Below are 17,607 nucleotides of genomic sequence, written 5' to 3' on the forward strand. Positions count from 1 at the left end.
TGATCAGGCGGTTTCGGCCAGCATCTCGCGCACGTCGGTCAGGTGCCCGGTGATCGCCGCCGCCGCCGCCATCACCGGCGACATCAGATGCGTGCGTCCGCCCCGGCCCATCCGCCCCTCGAAGTTGCGGTTCGAGGTCGCGGCGCAGCGTTCGCCCGGCGCAAGCTGGTCTGGGTTCATGCCCAGGCACATCGAGCAGCCGGCCAGCCGCCATTCGAACCCGGCATCGGTGAAGACGCGGTCCAGCCCCTCCTCCTCGGCCTGCAGGCGGACCAGGCCCGATCCGGGGACCACCATCCCGCGCACGCCCGGCGCCAGGTGGCGGCCGCGCAGCACCTCGGCGGCGGCGCGCAGATCCTCGATCCGGCCGTTGGTGCAGGACCCGATGAAGACCGCGTCCACCCTGATGTCGGTCAGCTTCGTCCCCGGCGTCAGGCCCATGTAGTCAAGGCTGCGCCGCGCGGCCTCAATCTTGCCGCCGTCGAAATCCTCGGGCGCCGGGACCGCGGCGCCGATCGGCAGCACGTCCTCGGGCGAGGTGCCCCAGGTCACGACCGGCTCGATGTCCTCGCCGCGGATGGTGATGATCTTGTCCCAGTGCGCGCCCTCGTCGGAAAACAGGGTTTTCCACCAGGACAGCGCCGCTTCCCACGCGGCGCCCTTCGGCGCGTGCGGGCGGCCCCTGGCATAGTCGAAGGTCTTTTCGTCGGGCGCGATCAGCCCGGCGCGGGCGCCGCCCTCGATCGCCATGTTGCACACGGTCATGCGGCCTTCCATCGACAGGGCGCGGATCGCCTCGCCGCAGTATTCGATGACATAGCCGGTGCCGCCGGCGGTGCCGGTCAGGCCGATCACCGACAGGGTGATGTCCTTGGCGGTGACGCCCGGACGCAGGCGGCCGGTGATCTCGACCTTCATGTTCCGGGATTTCTTCTGGATCAGCGTCTGGGTGGCCAGGACGTGCTCGACCTCGGACGTGCCGATCCCATGGGCCAGCGCGCCGAACGCGCCGTGCGTGGCGGTGTGGCTGTCGCCGCACACGACGGTCATGCCGGGCAGGGTCCAGCCCTGTTCCGGGCCCACGATGTGGACGATGCCCTGGCGCACGTCGTTCATCGGGTAATAGTTCAGGCCGAAGTCGCGCGCGTTCCTGTCCAGTTCGGCGACCTGCAGGCGGCCCTCGGGGTTCTCGATCCCGTTCACGCGGTCGGCCGTCGTGGGCACGTTGTGGTCGGGCACGGCGATGGTCTTTTCGGGCGCGCGCACCTTGCGGCCCGACATCCGCAGCCCCTCGAACGCCTGCGGGCTGGTGACTTCGTGGACCAGGTGGCGGTCGATGTACAGCAGGCAGGTGCCGTCGGGCTGGCGATCGACGACATGGGCGTCGAAGATCTTGTCGTAAAGCGTGCGCGGGCCGTGGGCCTCGGGGGTGCCGGTCATGGCTGTCTCTCTCGGGAAAGGGGTCGCGTGGGGCGGGGAAGGGCGGACATTCGTCGGCGCGGCGGCCCGCGGTCGCGGGCGCAGCGGCAGGGCGGCGTCACAGTCGGGCCGTGACCGACCGGCTTTCGCCGTAAAAGCGTCCCGGCAGGCGGGCGCGGTCGTGAATGTCGAAGAACCGGATCATGGCCGTCAGGATAGGCCGCGGCGCCGCCGGGATCAAGCGTCCCGGACGCCGCATGCCCCCGCGGTCGGCCCTGGGACGGCGCCCGGTCTGCCGCCCAGGGCGCCGCTGCGGGCGGCCTTCATTGAAAACGGCGGCAGGCGTGCTATGTTGGTGGCAACCCGGCGCCGGGGTCATGCGGCGCGTTGACCGGAGGAAGACCCCTGTCCACCACCGTCCCGTCGGCGTCAACGCCGACCGCGACCGCCGCGGAAACCAGCGAAGACACGCTGGCCCGCGTCCTTGCCTCGCTCGATGACGACAAGGCCGAGGATATCGTTTCCATCGACTTGCGCGGGCGTTCCGCCATGGCCGACCACATGGTCATCGCCTCTGGCCGCAGCGCCCGGCAGGTCGGCGCCATCGCCGAAAAGCTGGTCGAGCGGCTCAAGCAGGCCACCGGCCGCACCGCCCGGGTCGAGGGCAAGGACACCGGCGACTGGGTGCTGATCGACACCGACGACGTCATCGTCCATGTCTTCCGGCCCGAGGTGCGCGAGTTCTATCAGCTGGAAAAGATGTGGATGCCGACCGACGCGCTGGGCGCGTTGCGGTCGGACGCGGCGCGCGATGCGGCCGCGACGGCGCCGCTGGCCAACTGACCCGACCCCCATGCTGCGCGTCCGTATCGCCGCGGTCGGCCGCCTGGCCGCCCGCGCCCCCGAACGGGCGCTGATCGACGATTATCTGGCGCGCTTTGCCCAGACCGGGCGCGCGCTGGGCCTGGGTCCCGCCGAAGTGGTCGAGGTCGAGGACCGGCGCGGCGGCGGCCGGCTGGCCGAGGCGGCGTTGCTGGGGCGCGCCGTCCCCGAGGGGGCCGCGGTCATCGCCCTGGACGAACGCGGGCGGCTGCTGTCGTCGCCCGACTTTGCCGCGGCGCTGGGGCGCTGGCGCGACGACGGCCGGTCCGACGCGGTGGCCCTGATCGGCGGCGCGGACGGGCTGGACCCCGCCCTGCGCGACCGGGCCGATCTGGTGGTGTCCTTTGGCGCGATGGTCTGGCCGCACATGCTGGCGCGGGTCATGCTGGCCGAGCAGCTTTACCGCGCCGCGACGATCCTGGCCGGATCGCCCTATCACCGCGCCTGATCACCGCGCCTGGCGGGCCGACCCCTGCGCCTGATCCATCGGCGCGGCCGCGGCCAGGGCGTCGTCGAAGGCGTCGATGGCGGCCATCGCCTGATCGGCCGTGTCCACGAAGCTCATCAGCCGCAGATCCTCGGGACTGATCGTGCCGGCGTCCGCCAGCGCGTCCCAGTCGATGATCCGGCGCCAAAAGGCGGTGCCGAACAGCAGGAACGGGACGGGCTTCATCCGGCCGGTCTGGATCAGGGTCAGCGCCTCGAACATCTCGTCCAGCGTGCCGAACCCGCCGGGAAAGACGGTGATGGCGCGCGCGCGCATCAGGAAATGCATCTTGCGGATGGCGAAATAGTGAAAGTTGAACGCAAGGTCGGGCGTCACGTACAGGTTCGGCGCCTGCTCGTGCGGCAGCACGATCCCCAGCCCGATGGACTGTCCGCCCGCGTCATGCGCGCCCTTGTTGCCCGCCTCCATCACGCCGGGGCCGCCGCCGGTGCAGATCACCCATTCGCGCCCCTGGCTGGCGATGGACCGCTGGGTGATCAGCCCGGCGAACCGCTCGGCCTCGGCGTAATAGCGCGAGAGCGCGCCCAGCGTCGGCGTGCGCGCGCGGCCCGCGTCCCGCGGCGCGGGAATGCGCGCGCCGCCGAACATCACCACGGTCGAGACGACCCCGTGTTCGTCCATGATCATCTGCGGCTTCAGCAGTTCCAGCTGCAACCGGACGGGGCGAAGCTCCTCGCGCAGCAGGAACTCGGTGTCCACGAACGCCAGGCGATAGGACGGCGCCCGGGTCTGGGGGGTGTCGGGTTCGCGCGCGGCAACAAGGGCGTCCTGGTCGCTGTGGCGCAGGGTGTGGCTGCGGTCGTCGTCGGGGGGCGGGGGCGTCATCCAAACCTCGGTGCTGGCCTGCGGTTGCGCGGCCCTGACCCCCCGCTTATAGGCCAATGGTAAAGAATTCCACCCAACCCCCCCAAGGAAGCCCCCATGTCGAACGCTGCGCTGGAAACCGCCATCGAGGCTGCGTGGGACACCCGCGACGCGATCACCCCCGCCACGCGGGGCGAGGTCCGGGACGCGGTCGAGGCCACGCTGGACGCGCTGGACCGGGGCGCGCTGCGCGTGGCCGAGCGGCGCGGGTCCGACTGGCACGTCAACCAGTGGGCGAAAAAGGCCGTGCTGCTGGGGTTCCGGCTGTCGGACATGCAGGCGCAGCCGGGCGGCCCGCAGGGCGGCGGTTGGTGGGACAAGGTGGACAGCAAGTTCAAGGACTGGGGCGACGACCAGTGGCGCGAGGCGGGCTTTCGCGCGGTGCCGACCTGCGTCGTGCGCCGGTCGGCCCATATCGCGCGCGGCGTGGTGCTGATGCCGTCGTTCGTGAACCTCGGCGCCTATGTGGACGAGGGCACGATGGTGGACACCTGGGCCACGGTCGGGTCCTGCGCCCAGATCGGCAAGCGCGTCCACCTGTCGGGCGGCGTCGGCATCGGCGGCGTGCTGGAACCCATGCAGGCCGGTCCCACGATCATCGAGGACGACTGCTTCATCGGTGCGCGGTCCGAGGTGGTCGAGGGCGTGATCGTCCGCGAGGGATCGGTCCTGGGCATGGGCGTGTTCATCGGCCAGTCCACCAAGATCCTGGACCGCGAGACTGGGCAGGTGATGTATGGCGAGGTGCCGGCAGGATCGGTCGTGGTCGCGGGGTCGCTGCCCTCGAAGAACGGCGTGCATCTTTACTGCGCGGTGATCGTCAAGCGGGTGGACGCGAAGACCCGCAGCAAGACCTCGATCAACGAGTTGCTGCGCGACTGAAACCCCGCGGGCCGCCCCCGCATTGAGGGATGTGCAACGCAGGAAGGATGAGGGCATGAAGGGACTGAGCTGGCTGGGCGCGATCATCGTGGGCGGCCTTGCGGGCTGGATCGCGGCCGGGATCATGGACACGGGGACCGGCCTGATCGCCAACATCGTCGTCGGCATCGTGGGCGGGTTGGTCGGCAACTGGCTGCTGGGACTGGCCGGCATCAACCTGCGCGCCGGCAGCTGGCTGTCCCAGGGGATCGCGGCCCTGGTCGGTGCGCTGTTTCTGATCTGGATCGTCCAGGGCCTGGCCTGACCGCCCCCCCAGCGCCGATCCGCAGGGCAGGGGACCACATGAAAGGGGCCGCCGGTTCGCACCGCGGCCCCCTCTGTTCATGTCCCCGGTCCGGGCCGCTTCAGCCCCGCAGCTGTCCCAGCAGGATCGAGGTGGGATAGCCGTCGGGCGGCACGCCGATCGACCGCTGGAACGCGGCGATCGCCTCCATGGTGCCCGATCCCATCTTGCCGTCGATCTCGTCGGCATAGAACCCGCGCCGCGCCAGCTGGCGCTGGATCTCCATCCGCTCGGCGTTGGTCAGGGGTCGGTCGCTGCGCGGCCAGGCGCCGGTGATGCCCTGCCGTCCGGCGATCGCCTCGCCCAGGTAGGACACGCCCAGCGCATAATTGTCCGAGTTGTTGTAGCGCAGGATCGACCGGAAGTTGTCCAGGATCAGGAACGCCGGCCCCCGCGCCCCCGCCGGGCGGATGATCGAGCCGGTGCCGCCGGGCAGCGCGCCGCCGCCCCGCCGGGTGACGCCCATCGCGGCCCACTGGGCCGAGGATTGCCGCGTGCCCTTGCCCACGGCGCTGAAGCCCGCGGGCAGGTCCACCTCGGTCCCCCAGGTCTGACCGCGCACCCAGCCGTTGCGCGCCAGATAGGCGGCGGTGGAGGCAAGGCTGTCGGTCGGGTCGTCCGACCAGATGTCGCGCCGCCCGTCGCCGGTGAAATCGACCGCATACTCCAGAAACGAGGTGGGCATGAACTGCGTGTGTCCCATCGCGCCCGCCCACGAGCCGAGCATCGTTTCGGGGGCGGTGTCGCCGGCCTGGATGATGCGCAGCGCGGCGATCAGCTGGTTCTGGAACATCTCGCCGCGGCGGCCGTCATAGGCCAGCGTCGTCAGCGACGGGATGATCTGCATCCGCCCCCGGTTCGCGCCGAAGTTCGACTCCATCCCCCAGACCGCCAGCACGATCTCGCGCGGGACGCCGAAGCGCGCCTCGATCGCCGACAGGGTGCGGCCGTGCTGCGCCAGCATCCGCCGGCCGGTGGCCACCCGCACGTCCGACACCGCGCTGTCGAGATACAGCCACACCGGGCGCGAGAATTCCGCCTGCTTGCGGTCCAGCCGCACCACGTCGGGGTTGTAGCGGGCGATGCTCATGGCGCGGTCATAGGTCGCGGGCGCGATCCCCGCGCCCAGCGCGCGCGGGCGGAAGCCCTCGACAAACCGCTGCAGGCCGGCGGCATCCTCGGGCGAGGCCGCGGGAATCGGCGTGGGCGTGATGCTGCTGCCCGACGGGCTGCCCGGCATCGGGCCCACGCCCTGCACCGCCACGCCGCAGGACCCCAGAAGGGCGATCAGCGCCGCGGAAGCCGCGATGCGGGTCATCGAAAACGTCATGATCACTGCCTTTGATCCTGGTGTCGGTTGTTGCCGTTCTTTGCGCAAAGTCTAGCAACCGGGGGGCTGCGCGCAAGCCGAACCGGACCCGCGCCGCGCGATCATCGTCAGGCGGGATCGCCCGCGCCGCCCAGTCGGTCGGCCTCGTCGAAGAACGGGTCCATCTGCGCCACGATGACCGAGTTCTCGTCCAGCGCGCGGTCCATCAGCGCGCGCTCCTCGTCGGGGATCTCGTGGCACTCGGCCAGCCGTTCGTCCAGGCTGCCGTAGCCCTGCACCTCAAGGGGCGCCAGATCGGCCTGCTTGAGGATCGCGACCGTCTCGCGCACCGCCTCGGCCTGGTCCTTGCCCGAGGCATAGCAGACCAGCGCCGCGCCGATGGCGCCCTCGGGCAGCCCGTCGCCCGGCTTGCGCCCGACCTCGACCAGCAGCGTATAGACCTGTTGCGCCATGTTCCGCCCCCCACCCTCGGCCGAGCCGCCGTCCCTGATCCGGGGGATGGGGGATGAGCCGCCGTTTGGCAAGGGTCCGGGCGGCGCCGGCCGCGGCAAGGGGGCTGCGGGCACACCCGGCCGGTCCGCGCCGGTGCGCCCGGTCGCGCGCGGCCCGGTCAGTCGATCGGGTCGGGGTCGCGGTCGCGGGCGGTCACGGGCTGCGTCCACAGGCTGCGGCCGCAGTCGCGGCAGGGCGTGTCGGGCAGCACAAGGGCCGCGCGGCGCAGCACCCCGCAGTTGGCGCAGCAGGCCAGCGCGTCCGGCCCGCCCGCGTCGCGCAAGGGCGGCTGCGGCCGGACGTCGGCGGGGGGCACCAGGGACAGGCCGGGCAGGGGACGGTCGCGGCGGAACACCGACAGCCCGCCCCCGGCCTCGAGGAACGCGGCCTCGACCTGGCCCAGGTTGGACACGCCCGCCACGCGCAACATGGCCCGGACCTCCTTGGCCGACAGGTCGCGGTGCTTGAGCTGCTGCGGCAGGATGCGGCCCGTCCGCACGACCTCGATGCTGCGCCCGTCGATCAGCTGCTTGGCGCGGTCGAACCGCTCGATCAGGGTGTCGAGGCCCTTGTTGATCCCCACCACGACGGTGATGACCGCCATCGAGGCCAGCAGCGGCACGTCGGGATAGAACATGGCGTCGCCCACCGCCGAGCCCAGCGCGATCACCAGCAGGAAATCCACCATCGACAGCTGCGCCACGGACCGCCCGCCGATCCAGCGGATCAGCGCAAGGGTATAGCCATAGATGATCGCGGTGCGGACGACGATTTCCAGGTAGAACAGCGCCGGATGATCGCCGACCAGCATCCGCTTGAGTTCGAAGGCGATGACGGGTTCGTCCATGGTCTGTCCTGCGTGAAACGACGCCCCATCCGGGACGAAGAAAGGCTGCAAGCGGTGATGAGGGGGCGGGCGCAGGGGCGGGCGTGTCGCGCGTGCCCCCCGCTGGCACGGCGGCTGCGCGGGGTTTCAGCCGCGGCGCGCGGGGATCATCTGCTGCGCGAGGCCCGCCAGCAGCAGCCACAGCGAGCTGATTACAAGCCCCCACATGGCCCAGCTTTGCGGATGGAACTGCACGGCGACGGCCCACAGCGCAAAGCCCACCCAGGCCGCCGCCATGGACAGCGAGACGGCGCGCCAGCGTTCGGTGCGGACCGGGTGGATGAACTTGACGTTGGTGAACATGGTGATCGCCAGCGCCACCACCACGACAAGGCTGATCCAGAAGTTCGGGCGCAGCGCGAACAGAACCAGCACGACCATGTTCCAGCAGGCCGGAAAGCCCGCGAAACTGTTGTCGCGCGTCTTCATGCGGGTGTCGGCGAAATAGATCACGCTGCCGTAGACGATGGCGATGATCGCGATCCATCCCGTCCAGCCGGGCAGAAGCCCCGACTTGAACAGCGCATAGGCCGGGATGAACACATAGGTCATGTAGTCGATGATCAGGTCCATCAGGACGCCGTCATAGTTGGGCCAGTTCGTCTTGACGTGATAGCGGCGCGCCAGCGGCCCATCGATGCCGTCCACGACCAGCGCCACCACCAGCCAGGCGAACATGGCGGTCCAGCGTTCCTCGACCGCGGCCAGCATCGCCAGCATGGACAGGACCGCGCCGGTTGCGGTCAGCAGGTGGACCGCCAGGGCCTTGAATCGCAATGTCATGGGCGTGCTTGTCGCACCAGCCGTGCGCCGGCGCAACCGTGCCGGGGCGGGCGGGCGCATCAGGCCGTTTCGATGGGCAGGGCGGTGGTGGCCTTCATCTCCTCCATCGACAGCAGCGCGGTGACGTTCTGGATGCGCACCTCGGCGATCAGCGACTGGTAAAAGCGGTCGTAGGCGCGCGCGTTGCGGACGACGACCTTCAGGATATAGTCGATCTCGCCGGCCAGGCGGTGCGCCTCGATCACCTCGGGACGGGCGCGGACGGCCGCCAGGAACCGCGCCGCCCAGTCGGCGTCGTGTTCGGCGGTGCGAATCAGGACGAAGAAGCACGCCTCCAGCCCCAGCGATTCCGCATCCAGCAGCGCGACCTGCCCGCGGATCACGCCCTGTTCGCGCAGCCGGCGGATGCGGTTCCAGACCGGGGTGCGCGAGGCGCCCACGCGCGACGCGATCTCCTCCAGCGGCAGGCTGGAATCGCGTTGCAGCAGGGAGAGTATCTTGCGATCCGTGTCATCCAGCCGGACGGGGTTCTGCGCGTTCGGGGGCATGGGGACGTTTTTCCTGTTCTGCTTCGTAGAGCGCATGACTTGCGTCCTTATTTTCCCCGGCATATGGCCGCAGGCAACAAATTTTTCCTATATTGGATGCAGGAACCAACGGGTGCAGCCATGTCCAAGACCTTCGTCCCCTCTGCCCGAACGCCGGCCGTGCTGACGGCCAACCTGCTGCGCGATGGGCTGAGCGTGTGGAAATCGGGCGACGACTGGACCACCGACCCGTGCGCCGCGACCCTGTTCGAGGATGCGGACCTGGCCGAGTTCGCGCTGCTGGATGCGCAGGCGCAGGGCCACCTGGTCGTCGGCCCCTATCTGGTCGAGGCGGTGCGCAACCCCGACGGCACCCCCGGCCCCGCCCATTTCCGCGAGGCGTTCCGCCAGCGCGGCCCCTCGACCGAGCCGGCCGCCCGCACCCCTGCCGCCGCCTCTGCGCCCGACGCCGCCACTCACGCCCCCGCCACCCACGCACCCGCCACCCACGCCCCCGCCGAGGTCGCCCATGTTTGACGCCGCCGCCGAGCCGAACGCCTATCTGCGCCACCGCGCGGCGCAGTTCCGCGCCCAGGTCGCGCGTCGCCTGGACGGCAGCCTGACCGAGGACGAGTTCCGCCCGCTGCGGCTGATGAACGGCGTCTATCTGCAGTTGCACGCCTACATGCTGCGGGTGGCGATCCCCTACGGCACGATCAGCCCCGACCAGATGCGCGGGCTGGCCGGCATCGCCGACCGCTGGGACCGCGGCTATGGCCATTTCACCACGCGCCAGAACATCCAGTTCAACTGGCCGCGGCTGGTGGACATTCCCGACATGCTGGACGCGCTGGCCGATGTCGGGCTGCACGCCATCCAGACCAGCGGCAACACGATCCGCAACGTGACCACCGACGCCTTCGCCGGCGCCGCGGCCGACGAGGTGGACGACCCGCGCCCCTGGGCGGAACTGCTGCGCCTGTGGTCCACCGACCACGCCGAGTTCCAGTTCCTGCCGCGCAAGTTCAAGATCGCCGTATCGGGCGGGGCGCGCGACCGGGCGCTGGTTCCGGCGCACGACATCGGCCTGCGGCTGGTGCGCCGCGAGGGCGAGCTGGGCTTTCAGGTCTGGATCGGCGGGGGACTGGGCCGCACGCCCCTGCTGGGCCAGGTGGTGCGCGAGTTCCTGCCCGCAGGCGACCTGCTTCCCTACGTCGAGGCGATCCTGGCCGCCTACAACCTGTCGGGCCGGCGCGACAACAAGTACAAGGCCCGCATCAAGGTCACGGTCGCCGAACGCGGCCTGGACGTGATGCGCGACGAGATCGAGGCCGAGTTCGTCCGCCGCCGCGCGGTGTTCACCGGCATGGACCTGCACCTGATGGACGGGCTGCGGGCGCGCTTTGCCCCGCCGACGTTCCGTGCGCCCGACGACGCCGCATATGACGCGGCGCGGGCCGGACGCGCCGGGTTCCGGTCGTGGACCGACAGCAACCTGTCGGCCCATCGCGTGCCCGGCTATGCCAGCGTGACCGTGACGCTCAAGGCGCCGGGGGCGACGCCGGGCGACTGCTCGGCCGCGCAGATGCGGCTGCTGGCCGATATTGCCGAACGCCACGCCCACGGCGACCTGCGCATCGCGCACGACCAGAACGTCGTGCTGCCGCATGTCCACCGGGCCGAGCTGCCGGCGCTGTACGAGGCTCTGCGCGCCGCGGGGCTGGCGACCGCCAACGCCGGCCACATCACCGACATCGTGGCCTGCCCCGGCATGGATTTCTGCACCCTGGCCACCGCCCGCTCGATCCCGATCGCGCAGGAACTGGCGGCCCATGTCCGCGCGCGCGACCTGGAACACGACATCGGCAAGTTCGACATCCGCATCTCGGGGTGCATCAACGCCTGCGGGCATCACCACCTGGGCCATGTCGGCATCCTCGGGCTGGACCGGGCGGGGGTCGAGAACTATCAGATCACGCTGGGCGGCGACGGCTATGACCAGCCCGCCATTGGCGAACGCGCGGGCGCGGGCTTTCCCTATGACCAGGTGGTGCCCGCCATCGGGCGGCTGATCGACGCCTATCTCGCGGTGCGCGAGACGCCCGAGGAACGCTTCATCGACGCGCTGCGCCGGCTGGGGCCCGCGCCCTTCAAGGCGGCGCTGTATCCGGTCGAGGCCGCGCATGCTTGACGCCGATCTCGACAGCCGCGCGGCCACGCTGAACGCGCGCTATCGCAACCACGCGGCGGTGCAGGTGCTGCGCCACGCGCTGGCCGACCCCGACCTGGGGCGGGTGGCGCTGGTGTCGTCCTTTGGTGCGGAATCGGTCGTGCTGCTGCACATGCTGTCGGTGGCCCGCCCCGACACGCCGGTGCTGTTCATCGACACCGAGATGCTGTTCCCCGAGACGCTGGACTATCAGCGGGCGCTGGCCGGCCGCCTGCCGCTGACCGACATCCGCGTGATCCGCGCCGATCCGGCGGCGGTGGCGGCGACCGACCCGGACGGCACGCTGCACCGGCGCGACACCGATGCCTGCTGCGACCTGCGCAAGGTGCTGCCGCTGGAAGGCGCGCTGTCGGGGTTCGACGCCTGGATCACGGGGCGCAAGCGGTTCCAGGGCGGCCAGCGGGTCGAGCTGGAGTTCTTCGAGCCCGAGGCGCCGTCGCGGCTGCGGGTGAACCCGCTGGCGCATTGGCGCCCGCAGGACGTCGCCGACTATATGGACGAGAACGCGCTGCCCCGGCACCCGCTGGTCGCGCGCGGCTATCCGTCGATCGGCTGCGCGCCCTGCACCTCGCCGGTCAGGGCGGGCGAGGACCCAAGGTCCGGGCGCTGGCGCGGGTCCGAAAAGACCGAGTGCGGCATCCACTTCATCGGCGGCAAGATCGTGCGCGGGCCGGTGCCGGCCGAGACCGGCCCGGCCGAACCGATGCCCGCCGATGCGATGCCCGCCGAACCGATGCCCGCCGCTGCCGCGCGGGTGGACGCCGCCCCGCCCGCCGGGGTCGCGCCTGCCGGCGCGCGTGCCGCCGCTGCCGCCCCCCTTTCCGCAGACCAGCCTGGACGCCCGACCATGACCGATACGCCCACCGCGACGATCCATGCCCTGCCGGAGGCCCCCGTTCTGGTGCGCGACGACGGCTTTCACCCGGTCGAGGGCGAGCCGACCGTCAGCCTGCCGCCCGACACCGACCCCGCGACGCTGGGCCAGTATCTGAACGCGCCGCTGATCGCGGTCGAGTTTCCGGCCATGACCGACGGGCGCGGGTTTTCGCTGGCGCGCATCCTGCGCGAGCTGGGCTTTGCGGGGCGGCTGCGCGCCACCGGCGGGCTGATCGCCGACCAGTACGCAATGGCGCGCCGGGTCGGCATCGACGAGGTGCAGATCTCGGCCGCGCTGGCCCGCCGCCAGCCGGAAACCCAATGGCTCGCCCGTGCCGACTGGCGGGCCTGGGACCACCGGTCGCGGCTGGTGGGCTAGCCGCCGCCGCGCCTTTCCCTTATGCATTCCGGGACGATGATATGACACTGGACCTGCCCGTGGCCGACACGCCCATCTCGACTGCCACCCTGATGCCCGACGCCCAGACGGTGACCGCAGTGCGCCACTGGACCGACCGGCTGTTTTCGTTCCGCGTGACGCGCCCCGCCAGCCTGCGCTTCCGGTCGGGCGAGTTCGTGATGATCGGCCTGCCGGACGAACGCGGCAAGCCGATCCTGCGCGCCTATTCCATCGCCTCGCCCAACTGGGACGAGGAGCTTGAGTTCTATTCGATCAAGGTCCCCGACGGGCCGCTGACCTCGCGGCTTCAGCACATCGTGCCCGGCGACCAGATCATCCTGCGGCCCAAGCCCGTGGGCACGCTGGTCCTGGACGCGCTGCTGCCCGGCAAGCGGCTGTGGTTCCTGGCGACGGGCACCGGCATTGCCCCCTTCGCCAGCCTGATGCGCGACCCCGAGACGTTCGAACGTTATGAGCAGGTGGTGATGATGCACACCTGCCGCGAGGCGGCCGAGCTGGCCTATGGCCGCGACCTGGTCGAGAACCTGCGCCACGACCCGCTGCTGACCGAACTTCATGGCGACGGCTTTGCCGACCGGCTGATCTATTACCCGACCACGACGCGCGAGACGACCGACCGCATGGGCCGGATCACCGACAACCTGACCAGCGGCAAGGTATTCGCCGACCTGGGCCTGCCGGCGATCAACCCTGCCGAGGACCGCGCGATGGTCTGCGGATCGCTGGCCTTCAACGTGGACGTGAAAACGGTTCTTGAAGGATTCGGTCTGCGCGAGGGCGCCAACAGCGACCCCAAGGAATTCGTTGTCGAAAAGGCCTTCGTCGGAGACGGGATCTGATTCGCTGACAATCTGCACAACTTTTGTTCAAGGAACCGGGGTGATCCATGCCGGTTCTTCTCCGGGGTGCAAGCCCAGTCCACGACAGCGGAGAAGACCCAATGAACAAGATGATCCTCGTCAGCGTCCTCAGCCTTGCAGCGGCGGGCGCTGTGTCAGCACAGACGGCGACTGATTCCTCGGGCGGGGGCGCTGCGGCGACGGCTCCGGCCGCGGCCGGCACCTCTGCCGACTCCTCGTCCGCGATGCCCCCGGCCGCCGCCGGCGGCGACGCCAGCAGCGCGGGCAGCGCCGGCGCCCCGGCCGGCTCGTCCGACGCGGGCAGCGCCGGAACGGCCGCGGGGTCGTCCGATGCATCCGCCAGCTCGGCCGGCGCTGCGGCTGTGACCGCGGGCGCGACCAACCCCGAGATGGCCAACCTGACCGCGCAGCAGTTCGTCGAGATGGCCGCCAGCAGCGGGCTGTTCGAGGTCAAGTCCAGCGAACTCGCGCTCGAGCGCGCCAAGTCGGACGACGTGAAGGCCTTTGCCCAGATGATGATCGACGATCACACCAAGGCCAACAAAGAGCTGATGACGATCGCGATGGCCAAGAACCTGCCCGCCCCCGCCGAGCCCACGGGCCCCGCCGCCGAGCACATGGCCGCCGTGATGGCCGCCGAGGGCGACGGCTTCGACGCGGTCTATATGGAGCATCAGGTCAAGGCCCACGCCGAGGCGATCATGCTGTTCCAGGCCCAGTCGGTCAGCAACAACGACGCCGACCTGGCCGCGTTCGCCGCCAAGACGCTGCCGACGCTGCAGATGCATGCCGAGCACGCGCAGGGCATGGGCGCCAAGTAAGACAGCCCGTCGGGCAAAGCGCCGGGGGCGTCGGGCCGCATGGTCCGGCGCCCCCGGTCTGTCCGGGGGCTGACCCCGTGAGGCAAGCAGGCGCGGGGTTCGGTGGCGCGTTGACAGCGGGCCGCCGCGCGCCCATGTTCCCGCCCCAATCCGTGAAAAGGTCCGCCAATGCCCGTGGTCGTCGTCGAATCCCCCGCCAAGGCCAAGACGATCAACAAGTACCTGGGCGACGACTACACGGTCCTCGCGTCCTTCGGCCATGTCCGCGACCTGCCGCCCAAGGACGGCTCGGTCGATACCGACGCCGATTTCGCGATGAAGTGGGAGGTCGCGGCGGAGTCGAAAAAGCACGTCAAGGCGATCAAGGACGCGCTGGCGTCGGACCCGAACCTGATCCTGGCGACCGACCCCGACCGCGAGGGCGAGGCGATTTCCTGGCACCTGCGCGAGGCGCTGGCCCCCGCGCTGAAGAAGGGCGCGCAGGTCAGCCGCGTGACCTTCAACGCGATCACCAAGAGTGCCGTGACCGAGGCGATGGCGAACCCGCGCGAGATCGACCAGCCGCTGGTCGATGCCTATCTGGCGCGCCGGGCGCTGGATTATCTGGTCGGATTCAACCTGTCGCCGGTCCTGTGGCGCAAGCTGCCAGGCGCCAAGTCGGCGGGCCGCGTCCAGTCGGTCGCCCTGCGGATCATCGTGGACCGCGAGATGGAGATCGAAGCCTTCCGCGCCCGTGAATACTGGACGGTCCACGCCACGCTGGCGACGCCCAAGGGCGACGAATACCGCGCCACGCTGGTCAGCTATGCCGGGAAAAAGCTGGAACGCTATGACCTCGCCAACGAGGAGGCCGCGCGGCTGGCCGTGTCGGCCGTGGAAAGCCGCGACCTGCGCGTGACCTCGGTCACGTCCAAGCCCGCCAGCCGCAACCCGTGGCCGCCCTTCATGACCTCGACCCTGCAGCAGGAGGCGAGCCGCAAGCTGGGCCTTGGCGCGCGCGCCTGCATGTCGGCGGCGCAGCGGCTCTATGAGGCGGGCCACATCACCTACATGCGGACGGACGGCATCGACATGGCGCCCGAGGCGGTGATGGCCGCGCGCGACGCCATCAAGGCGCGCTTCGGGGCGGACTACGTTCCCAAGTCGCCGCGGATGTACAAGAACAAGGCCAAGAACGCGCAGGAAGCGCACGAGTGCATCCGGCCGACCGACATGATGCTGTCCCCCGACAGGCTGAACGTCGAGCCCGAGCAGAGGAAGCTTTACGACCTGATCTGGAAGCGCACGCTGGCGTCCCAGATGGAGGCCGCGCGGATGGAGCGCACCAGCGTCGAGATCGCCAGCGCCGACGCGCAGGTCGGCCTGCGCGCGACGGGGCAGGTGATGCTGTTCGACGGCTTCCTGCGCGTCTACGACCAGGGCACCGACGACGACGAGGGCGAGGACAGCGCCCGCCTGCCGCAGATCGCCGAGGGCGAGACGGCGGCCAAGCGCGGCGTGGTGCCCGAGCAGCATTTCACCCAGCCGCCGCCCCGCTATACCGAGGCGACGCTGGTCAAGCGGATGGAGGAGCTGGGCATTGGCCGCCCGTCCACCTATGCCAGCATCGTCACCACGATCCAGGACCGCGAATATGTCCGCAAGGACAAGAACCGCCTGATCCCCGAGGACAAGGGCCGCCTCGTCACGGCGTTCCTGACCCGCTATTTTCCCCGCTACGTCAGCTACGACTTCACCGCCGATCTCGAGGGCGAGCTCGACGACATCTCGTCGGGGTCGCGCGAGTACCGCGAGGTGCTGCGGCGGTTCTGGCGCGACTTCACCGCCGCGCTTCAGGGCACGTCCGAGCTGCGCATCACCGAGGTGCTGGAGGCGATCGACGAGGCGCTGGCGCCGCATCTTTACCCCGCGCGCGCCGACGGGGGCGATCCGCGGGAATGCCCGCTCTGCGGCAAGGGGCGGCTGAACCTCAAGACGGCGCGGTCGGGCGGGGCCTTCATCGGCTGCAACACCTATCCCGACTGCCGCTATACCCGCCCGCTGGCCGGGGGCGAGGGCGAAATGATGGGCGACACCGTCCTGGGGCTGGACCCGCAGGGCCTTGAGATCAGCCTCAGGAACGGCCGCTTCGGCCCCTATGTCCAGCGCGGCGAGGCGACGGCGGACCAGCCCAAGCCCCCGCGCGCGTCGCTTCCCAAAGGCTGGGAGGCGGGTTCGATGGACCTGGACAAGGCGCTGAGGCTGCTGGACCTGCCGCGCACCATTGGCCCCCATCCCGAGGACGGCGTGGCGGTCGAGGCGGGGATCGGGCGCTATGGCCCCTACGTCAAGCACGGGTCGCGCTATGCCAACCTGCCCGAGGTGGACGAGGTCTTCACCATCGGCATGAACCGCGCGGTCGAGGTGCTGGCCAGCAAGCCCCAGCGCGGGCGCGCCGCGGCGGCGGCCCCCCTGGCGGACCTGGGCGAGCACCCGGACGGCGGCCCGGTCCAGGTGCTGAGCGGCCGTTTCGGACCCTATGTCAAATGGGGCAAGGTCAACGCCACCCTGCCGCGCGACATGGCGCCCGAATCCGTGACGCTGGACCAGGCGCTTGAGCTGATCGCGGCCAAGGCGTCGAAGGGCGGGAAGAAACCGGCGGCCAGGAAGGCGGCGGCGAAACCGGCCGCCGCGAAGACGCCTGCGGCGAAACCGGCCGCCGCGAAGACGCCTGCGGCGAAGAAGCCCGCCAAGCCTGCGGCGGCGAAAGCGGCGGCCAAGCCTGCCGCGCGCAAGACGGCGATCAAGCCCGCGGCCGATGCCGACGGGCCCGCCCGCAAGACCGCCGCGCGAAAGAAGGCGGCCGAGGCGTAGGCATCCGGGGCAGGGCGCGAGACATCCCGGCGCGGCCCGCGCGGCGCACCGGCCCGCGCGACGGGCACGCGGCCGACACGCAGCTCCGCCCCCACGTGGTCCCCGCCCCAGGCGCTGCGCCGCTGTTGTGTCGCGCGGCCTGCCGCGCCAGACTCGCGGGGTCCCCCGGCAGGCCACGAAAGGACCCCTTGCGATGAACCGGCTGCTCTGCGCCGCGCTGCTTGTTGCGGCCGGCCCCGCCCTTGCCCAGACCCCGCCACCCGCGCAGGCCGTGCCCGGGACGCCCGGTACGGTGCCCGCCCCGCTGCTGCCCGCGGCCGCACAGGACGACATCCTGGCGGTGCGATTCACCTGCGCGGACGGCCAGTGGCTGGATGTCGTGTTCCTCAACACCGCCGCCGGCAACAGCTATGCGGTGGTCCGCACCGGCGACGACCTGGTGCCGATGCAGGTGGCGATCTCGGCCTCGGGCGCGCGTTACACGGCGCTCTCGCCCGGCGACGACCGGGTGTTCTGGACCAAGGGCGACACGGCGACCCTGTATGCCGGACCGGAGGGCGACAAGGTGCTGATGGCCGACTGCAAGGAACCGGACTGACCGGCCCCCGCAGCCAGCCGCGCAGGGCAACG

Annotated in this window: 18 protein-coding genes and 1 pseudogene; 12 read left to right on the forward strand and 7 right to left on the reverse strand. The window is 70.7% G+C overall.

Translation table 11 applies throughout. From position 1 onward, the window contains the following. Positions 1-3: 3 nt before the first annotated feature. Positions 4-1,440, reverse strand: a complete 1,437-nt coding sequence (leuC, locus tag DPQ23_RS04050) for a 3-isopropylmalate dehydratase large subunit (RefSeq protein WP_112873415.1) — start codon at positions 1,438-1,440, stop codon at positions 4-6. 384 nt (positions 1,441-1,824) lie between these two features. Between leuC and rsfS the strand changes: the two genes are divergently transcribed. After that, positions 1,825-2,262, forward strand: a complete 438-nt coding sequence (gene rsfS / locus DPQ23_RS04055; RefSeq protein ID WP_112873565.1) for a ribosome silencing factor — start codon at positions 1,825-1,827, stop codon at positions 2,260-2,262. Positions 2,263-2,272: 10 nt separating this feature from the next. Then, entirely contained in the window at positions 2,273-2,749 is a 477-nt protein-coding gene (rlmH, locus tag DPQ23_RS04060; RefSeq protein ID WP_420818565.1) for a 23S rRNA (pseudouridine(1915)-N(3))-methyltransferase RlmH, read from the forward strand. Here the strand turns inward: rlmH and DPQ23_RS04065 are convergent, their stop codons facing one another. Beyond that, positions 2,750-3,634: an LOG family protein gene (locus DPQ23_RS04065; protein ID WP_112873416.1), complete on the reverse strand. Its 885-nt coding sequence runs from the start codon at positions 3,632-3,634 to the stop codon at positions 2,750-2,752. Positions 3,635-3,730: 96 nt separating this feature from the next. Here DPQ23_RS04065 and dapD point away from each other — a divergent pair, with 96 nt between their 5' ends. Continuing rightward, on the forward strand, positions 3,731-4,555 hold the full coding sequence (gene dapD / locus DPQ23_RS04070) for a 2,3,4,5-tetrahydropyridine-2,6-dicarboxylate N-succinyltransferase (RefSeq protein WP_112873417.1): 825 nt from the start codon (positions 3,731-3,733) through the stop codon (positions 4,553-4,555). Between the two features lie 55 nt (positions 4,556-4,610). After that, positions 4,611-4,859: a GlsB/YeaQ/YmgE family stress response membrane protein gene (locus tag DPQ23_RS04075; RefSeq protein ID WP_112873418.1), complete on the forward strand. Its 249-nt coding sequence runs from the start codon at positions 4,611-4,613 to the stop codon at positions 4,857-4,859. Between the two features lie 100 nt (positions 4,860-4,959). Here the strand turns inward: DPQ23_RS04075 and DPQ23_RS04080 are convergent, their stop codons facing one another. The 5 genes from DPQ23_RS04080 to DPQ23_RS04100 form a co-directional block, all read right to left on the reverse strand. Then, positions 4,960-6,228 carry a lytic murein transglycosylase gene (locus DPQ23_RS04080; RefSeq protein ID WP_112873419.1) on the reverse strand — a complete coding sequence of 423 codons (1,269 nt, stop codon included), beginning with the start codon at positions 6,226-6,228 and terminating at the stop codon, positions 4,960-4,962. A gap of 107 nt (positions 6,229-6,335) precedes the next feature. After that, the gene (locus DPQ23_RS04085) at positions 6,336-6,680 is read right to left on the reverse strand and encodes a hypothetical protein (RefSeq protein ID WP_112873420.1); all 345 of its coding nucleotides are present in this window, start codon (positions 6,678-6,680) and stop codon (positions 6,336-6,338) included. Positions 6,681-6,838: 158 nt separating this feature from the next. After that, complete coding sequence (locus DPQ23_RS04090) at positions 6,839-7,567, reverse strand: DUF421 domain-containing protein (RefSeq protein WP_112873421.1); 729 nt, start codon at positions 7,565-7,567, stop codon at positions 6,839-6,841. A 126-nt stretch (positions 7,568-7,693) separates the two neighbouring features. Further along, positions 7,694-8,389, reverse strand: coding sequence for a CDP-alcohol phosphatidyltransferase family protein (locus tag DPQ23_RS04095; RefSeq protein WP_112873422.1), 696 nt, complete (start codon positions 8,387-8,389; stop codon positions 7,694-7,696). A gap of 59 nt (positions 8,390-8,448) precedes the next feature. Beyond that, positions 8,449-8,973: an Lrp/AsnC family transcriptional regulator gene (locus DPQ23_RS04100; protein ID WP_240602405.1), complete on the reverse strand. Its 525-nt coding sequence runs from the start codon at positions 8,971-8,973 to the stop codon at positions 8,449-8,451. A gap of 84 nt (positions 8,974-9,057) precedes the next feature. On the opposite strand from DPQ23_RS04100, the gene DPQ23_RS04105 reads away from it, so the two are divergent. The 8 genes and pseudogenes from DPQ23_RS04105 to DPQ23_RS04140 all read left to right on the forward strand — a co-directional run bounded on the left by DPQ23_RS04105 (position 9,058) and on the right by DPQ23_RS04140 (position 17,575). After that, positions 9,058-9,453: a DUF2849 domain-containing protein gene (locus DPQ23_RS04105; RefSeq protein ID WP_112873424.1), complete on the forward strand. Its 396-nt coding sequence runs from the start codon at positions 9,058-9,060 to the stop codon at positions 9,451-9,453. After that, a complete protein-coding gene (locus DPQ23_RS04110) occupies positions 9,446-11,107 on the forward strand; it encodes a nitrite/sulfite reductase (RefSeq protein WP_112873425.1) in 1,662 nt (553 codons plus the stop codon). Before DPQ23_RS04105 ends, DPQ23_RS04110 begins: the two co-directional genes overlap by 8 nt. Then, positions 11,100-11,828 (forward strand): annotated as a pseudogene (locus DPQ23_RS15865) (phosphoadenylyl-sulfate reductase); the annotation flags it as partial. The gene DPQ23_RS04110 and the pseudogene DPQ23_RS15865, both read left to right, overlap by 8 nt. A gap of 165 nt (positions 11,829-11,993) precedes the next feature. Then, entirely contained in the window at positions 11,994-12,401 is a 408-nt protein-coding gene (locus DPQ23_RS15870; protein WP_170310760.1) for a DUF934 domain-containing protein, read from the forward strand. Positions 12,402-12,442: 41 nt separating this feature from the next. Beyond that, entirely contained in the window at positions 12,443-13,282 is an 840-nt protein-coding gene (locus DPQ23_RS04120) for a ferredoxin--NADP reductase (protein ID WP_162630635.1), read from the forward strand. 101 nt (positions 13,283-13,383) lie between these two features. Next, the gene (locus DPQ23_RS15320; RefSeq protein ID WP_162630636.1) at positions 13,384-14,124 is read left to right on the forward strand and encodes a DUF4142 domain-containing protein; all 741 of its coding nucleotides are present in this window, start codon (positions 13,384-13,386) and stop codon (positions 14,122-14,124) included. 168 nt (positions 14,125-14,292) lie between these two features. After that, entirely contained in the window at positions 14,293-16,977 is a 2,685-nt protein-coding gene (topA, locus tag DPQ23_RS04135) for a type I DNA topoisomerase (RefSeq protein ID WP_112873428.1), read from the forward strand. 193 nt (positions 16,978-17,170) lie between these two features. Then, positions 17,171-17,575, forward strand: coding sequence for an MliC family protein (locus DPQ23_RS04140; RefSeq protein WP_112873429.1), 405 nt, complete (start codon positions 17,171-17,173; stop codon positions 17,573-17,575). Positions 17,576-17,607: the final 32 nt, after the last annotated feature.

It is taken from the genome of Paracoccus endophyticus (genome assembly GCF_003286075.1).
Classification (GTDB): domain Bacteria; phylum Pseudomonadota; class Alphaproteobacteria; order Rhodobacterales; family Rhodobacteraceae; genus Paracoccus; species Paracoccus endophyticus.

Bases quoted from the DNA above. Each gene is read 5' to 3' on its own strand.
- leuC (WP_112873415.1), bottom strand. From the start codon at position 1,440: ATGACCGGCACCCCCGAGGCCCACGGCCCGCGCACGCTTTACGACAAG.
- rlmH (WP_420818565.1), top strand. From the start codon at position 2,273: ATGCTGCGCGTCCGTATCGCCGCGGTCGGCCGCCTGGCCGCCCGCGCC.
- DPQ23_RS04065 (WP_112873416.1), bottom strand. From the start codon at position 3,634: ATGACGCCCCCGCCCCCCGACGACGACCGCAGCCACACCCTGCGCCAC.
- dapD (WP_112873417.1), top strand. From the start codon at position 3,731: ATGTCGAACGCTGCGCTGGAAACCGCCATCGAGGCTGCGTGGGACACC.
- DPQ23_RS04075 (WP_112873418.1), top strand. From the start codon at position 4,611: ATGAAGGGACTGAGCTGGCTGGGCGCGATCATCGTGGGCGGCCTTGCG.
- DPQ23_RS04080 (WP_112873419.1), bottom strand. From the start codon at position 6,228: ATGACGTTTTCGATGACCCGCATCGCGGCTTCCGCGGCGCTGATCGCC.
- DPQ23_RS04085 (WP_112873420.1), bottom strand. From the start codon at position 6,680: ATGGCGCAACAGGTCTATACGCTGCTGGTCGAGGTCGGGCGCAAGCCG.
- DPQ23_RS04090 (WP_112873421.1), bottom strand. From the start codon at position 7,567: ATGGACGAACCCGTCATCGCCTTCGAACTCAAGCGGATGCTGGTCGGC.
- DPQ23_RS04095 (WP_112873422.1), bottom strand. From the start codon at position 8,389: ATGACATTGCGATTCAAGGCCCTGGCGGTCCACCTGCTGACCGCAACC.
- DPQ23_RS04100 (WP_240602405.1), bottom strand. From the start codon at position 8,973: ATGCGCTCTACGAAGCAGAACAGGAAAAACGTCCCCATGCCCCCGAAC.
- DPQ23_RS04105 (WP_112873424.1), top strand. From the start codon at position 9,058: ATGTCCAAGACCTTCGTCCCCTCTGCCCGAACGCCGGCCGTGCTGACG.
- DPQ23_RS04110 (WP_112873425.1), top strand. From the start codon at position 9,446: ATGTTTGACGCCGCCGCCGAGCCGAACGCCTATCTGCGCCACCGCGCG.
- DPQ23_RS15870 (WP_170310760.1), top strand. From the start codon at position 11,994: ATGACCGATACGCCCACCGCGACGATCCATGCCCTGCCGGAGGCCCCC.
- DPQ23_RS04120 (WP_162630635.1), top strand. From the start codon at position 12,443: ATGACACTGGACCTGCCCGTGGCCGACACGCCCATCTCGACTGCCACC.
- DPQ23_RS15320 (WP_162630636.1), top strand. From the start codon at position 13,384: ATGAACAAGATGATCCTCGTCAGCGTCCTCAGCCTTGCAGCGGCGGGC.
- topA (WP_112873428.1), top strand. From the start codon at position 14,293: ATGCCCGTGGTCGTCGTCGAATCCCCCGCCAAGGCCAAGACGATCAAC.
- DPQ23_RS04140 (WP_112873429.1), top strand. From the start codon at position 17,171: ATGAACCGGCTGCTCTGCGCCGCGCTGCTTGTTGCGGCCGGCCCCGCC.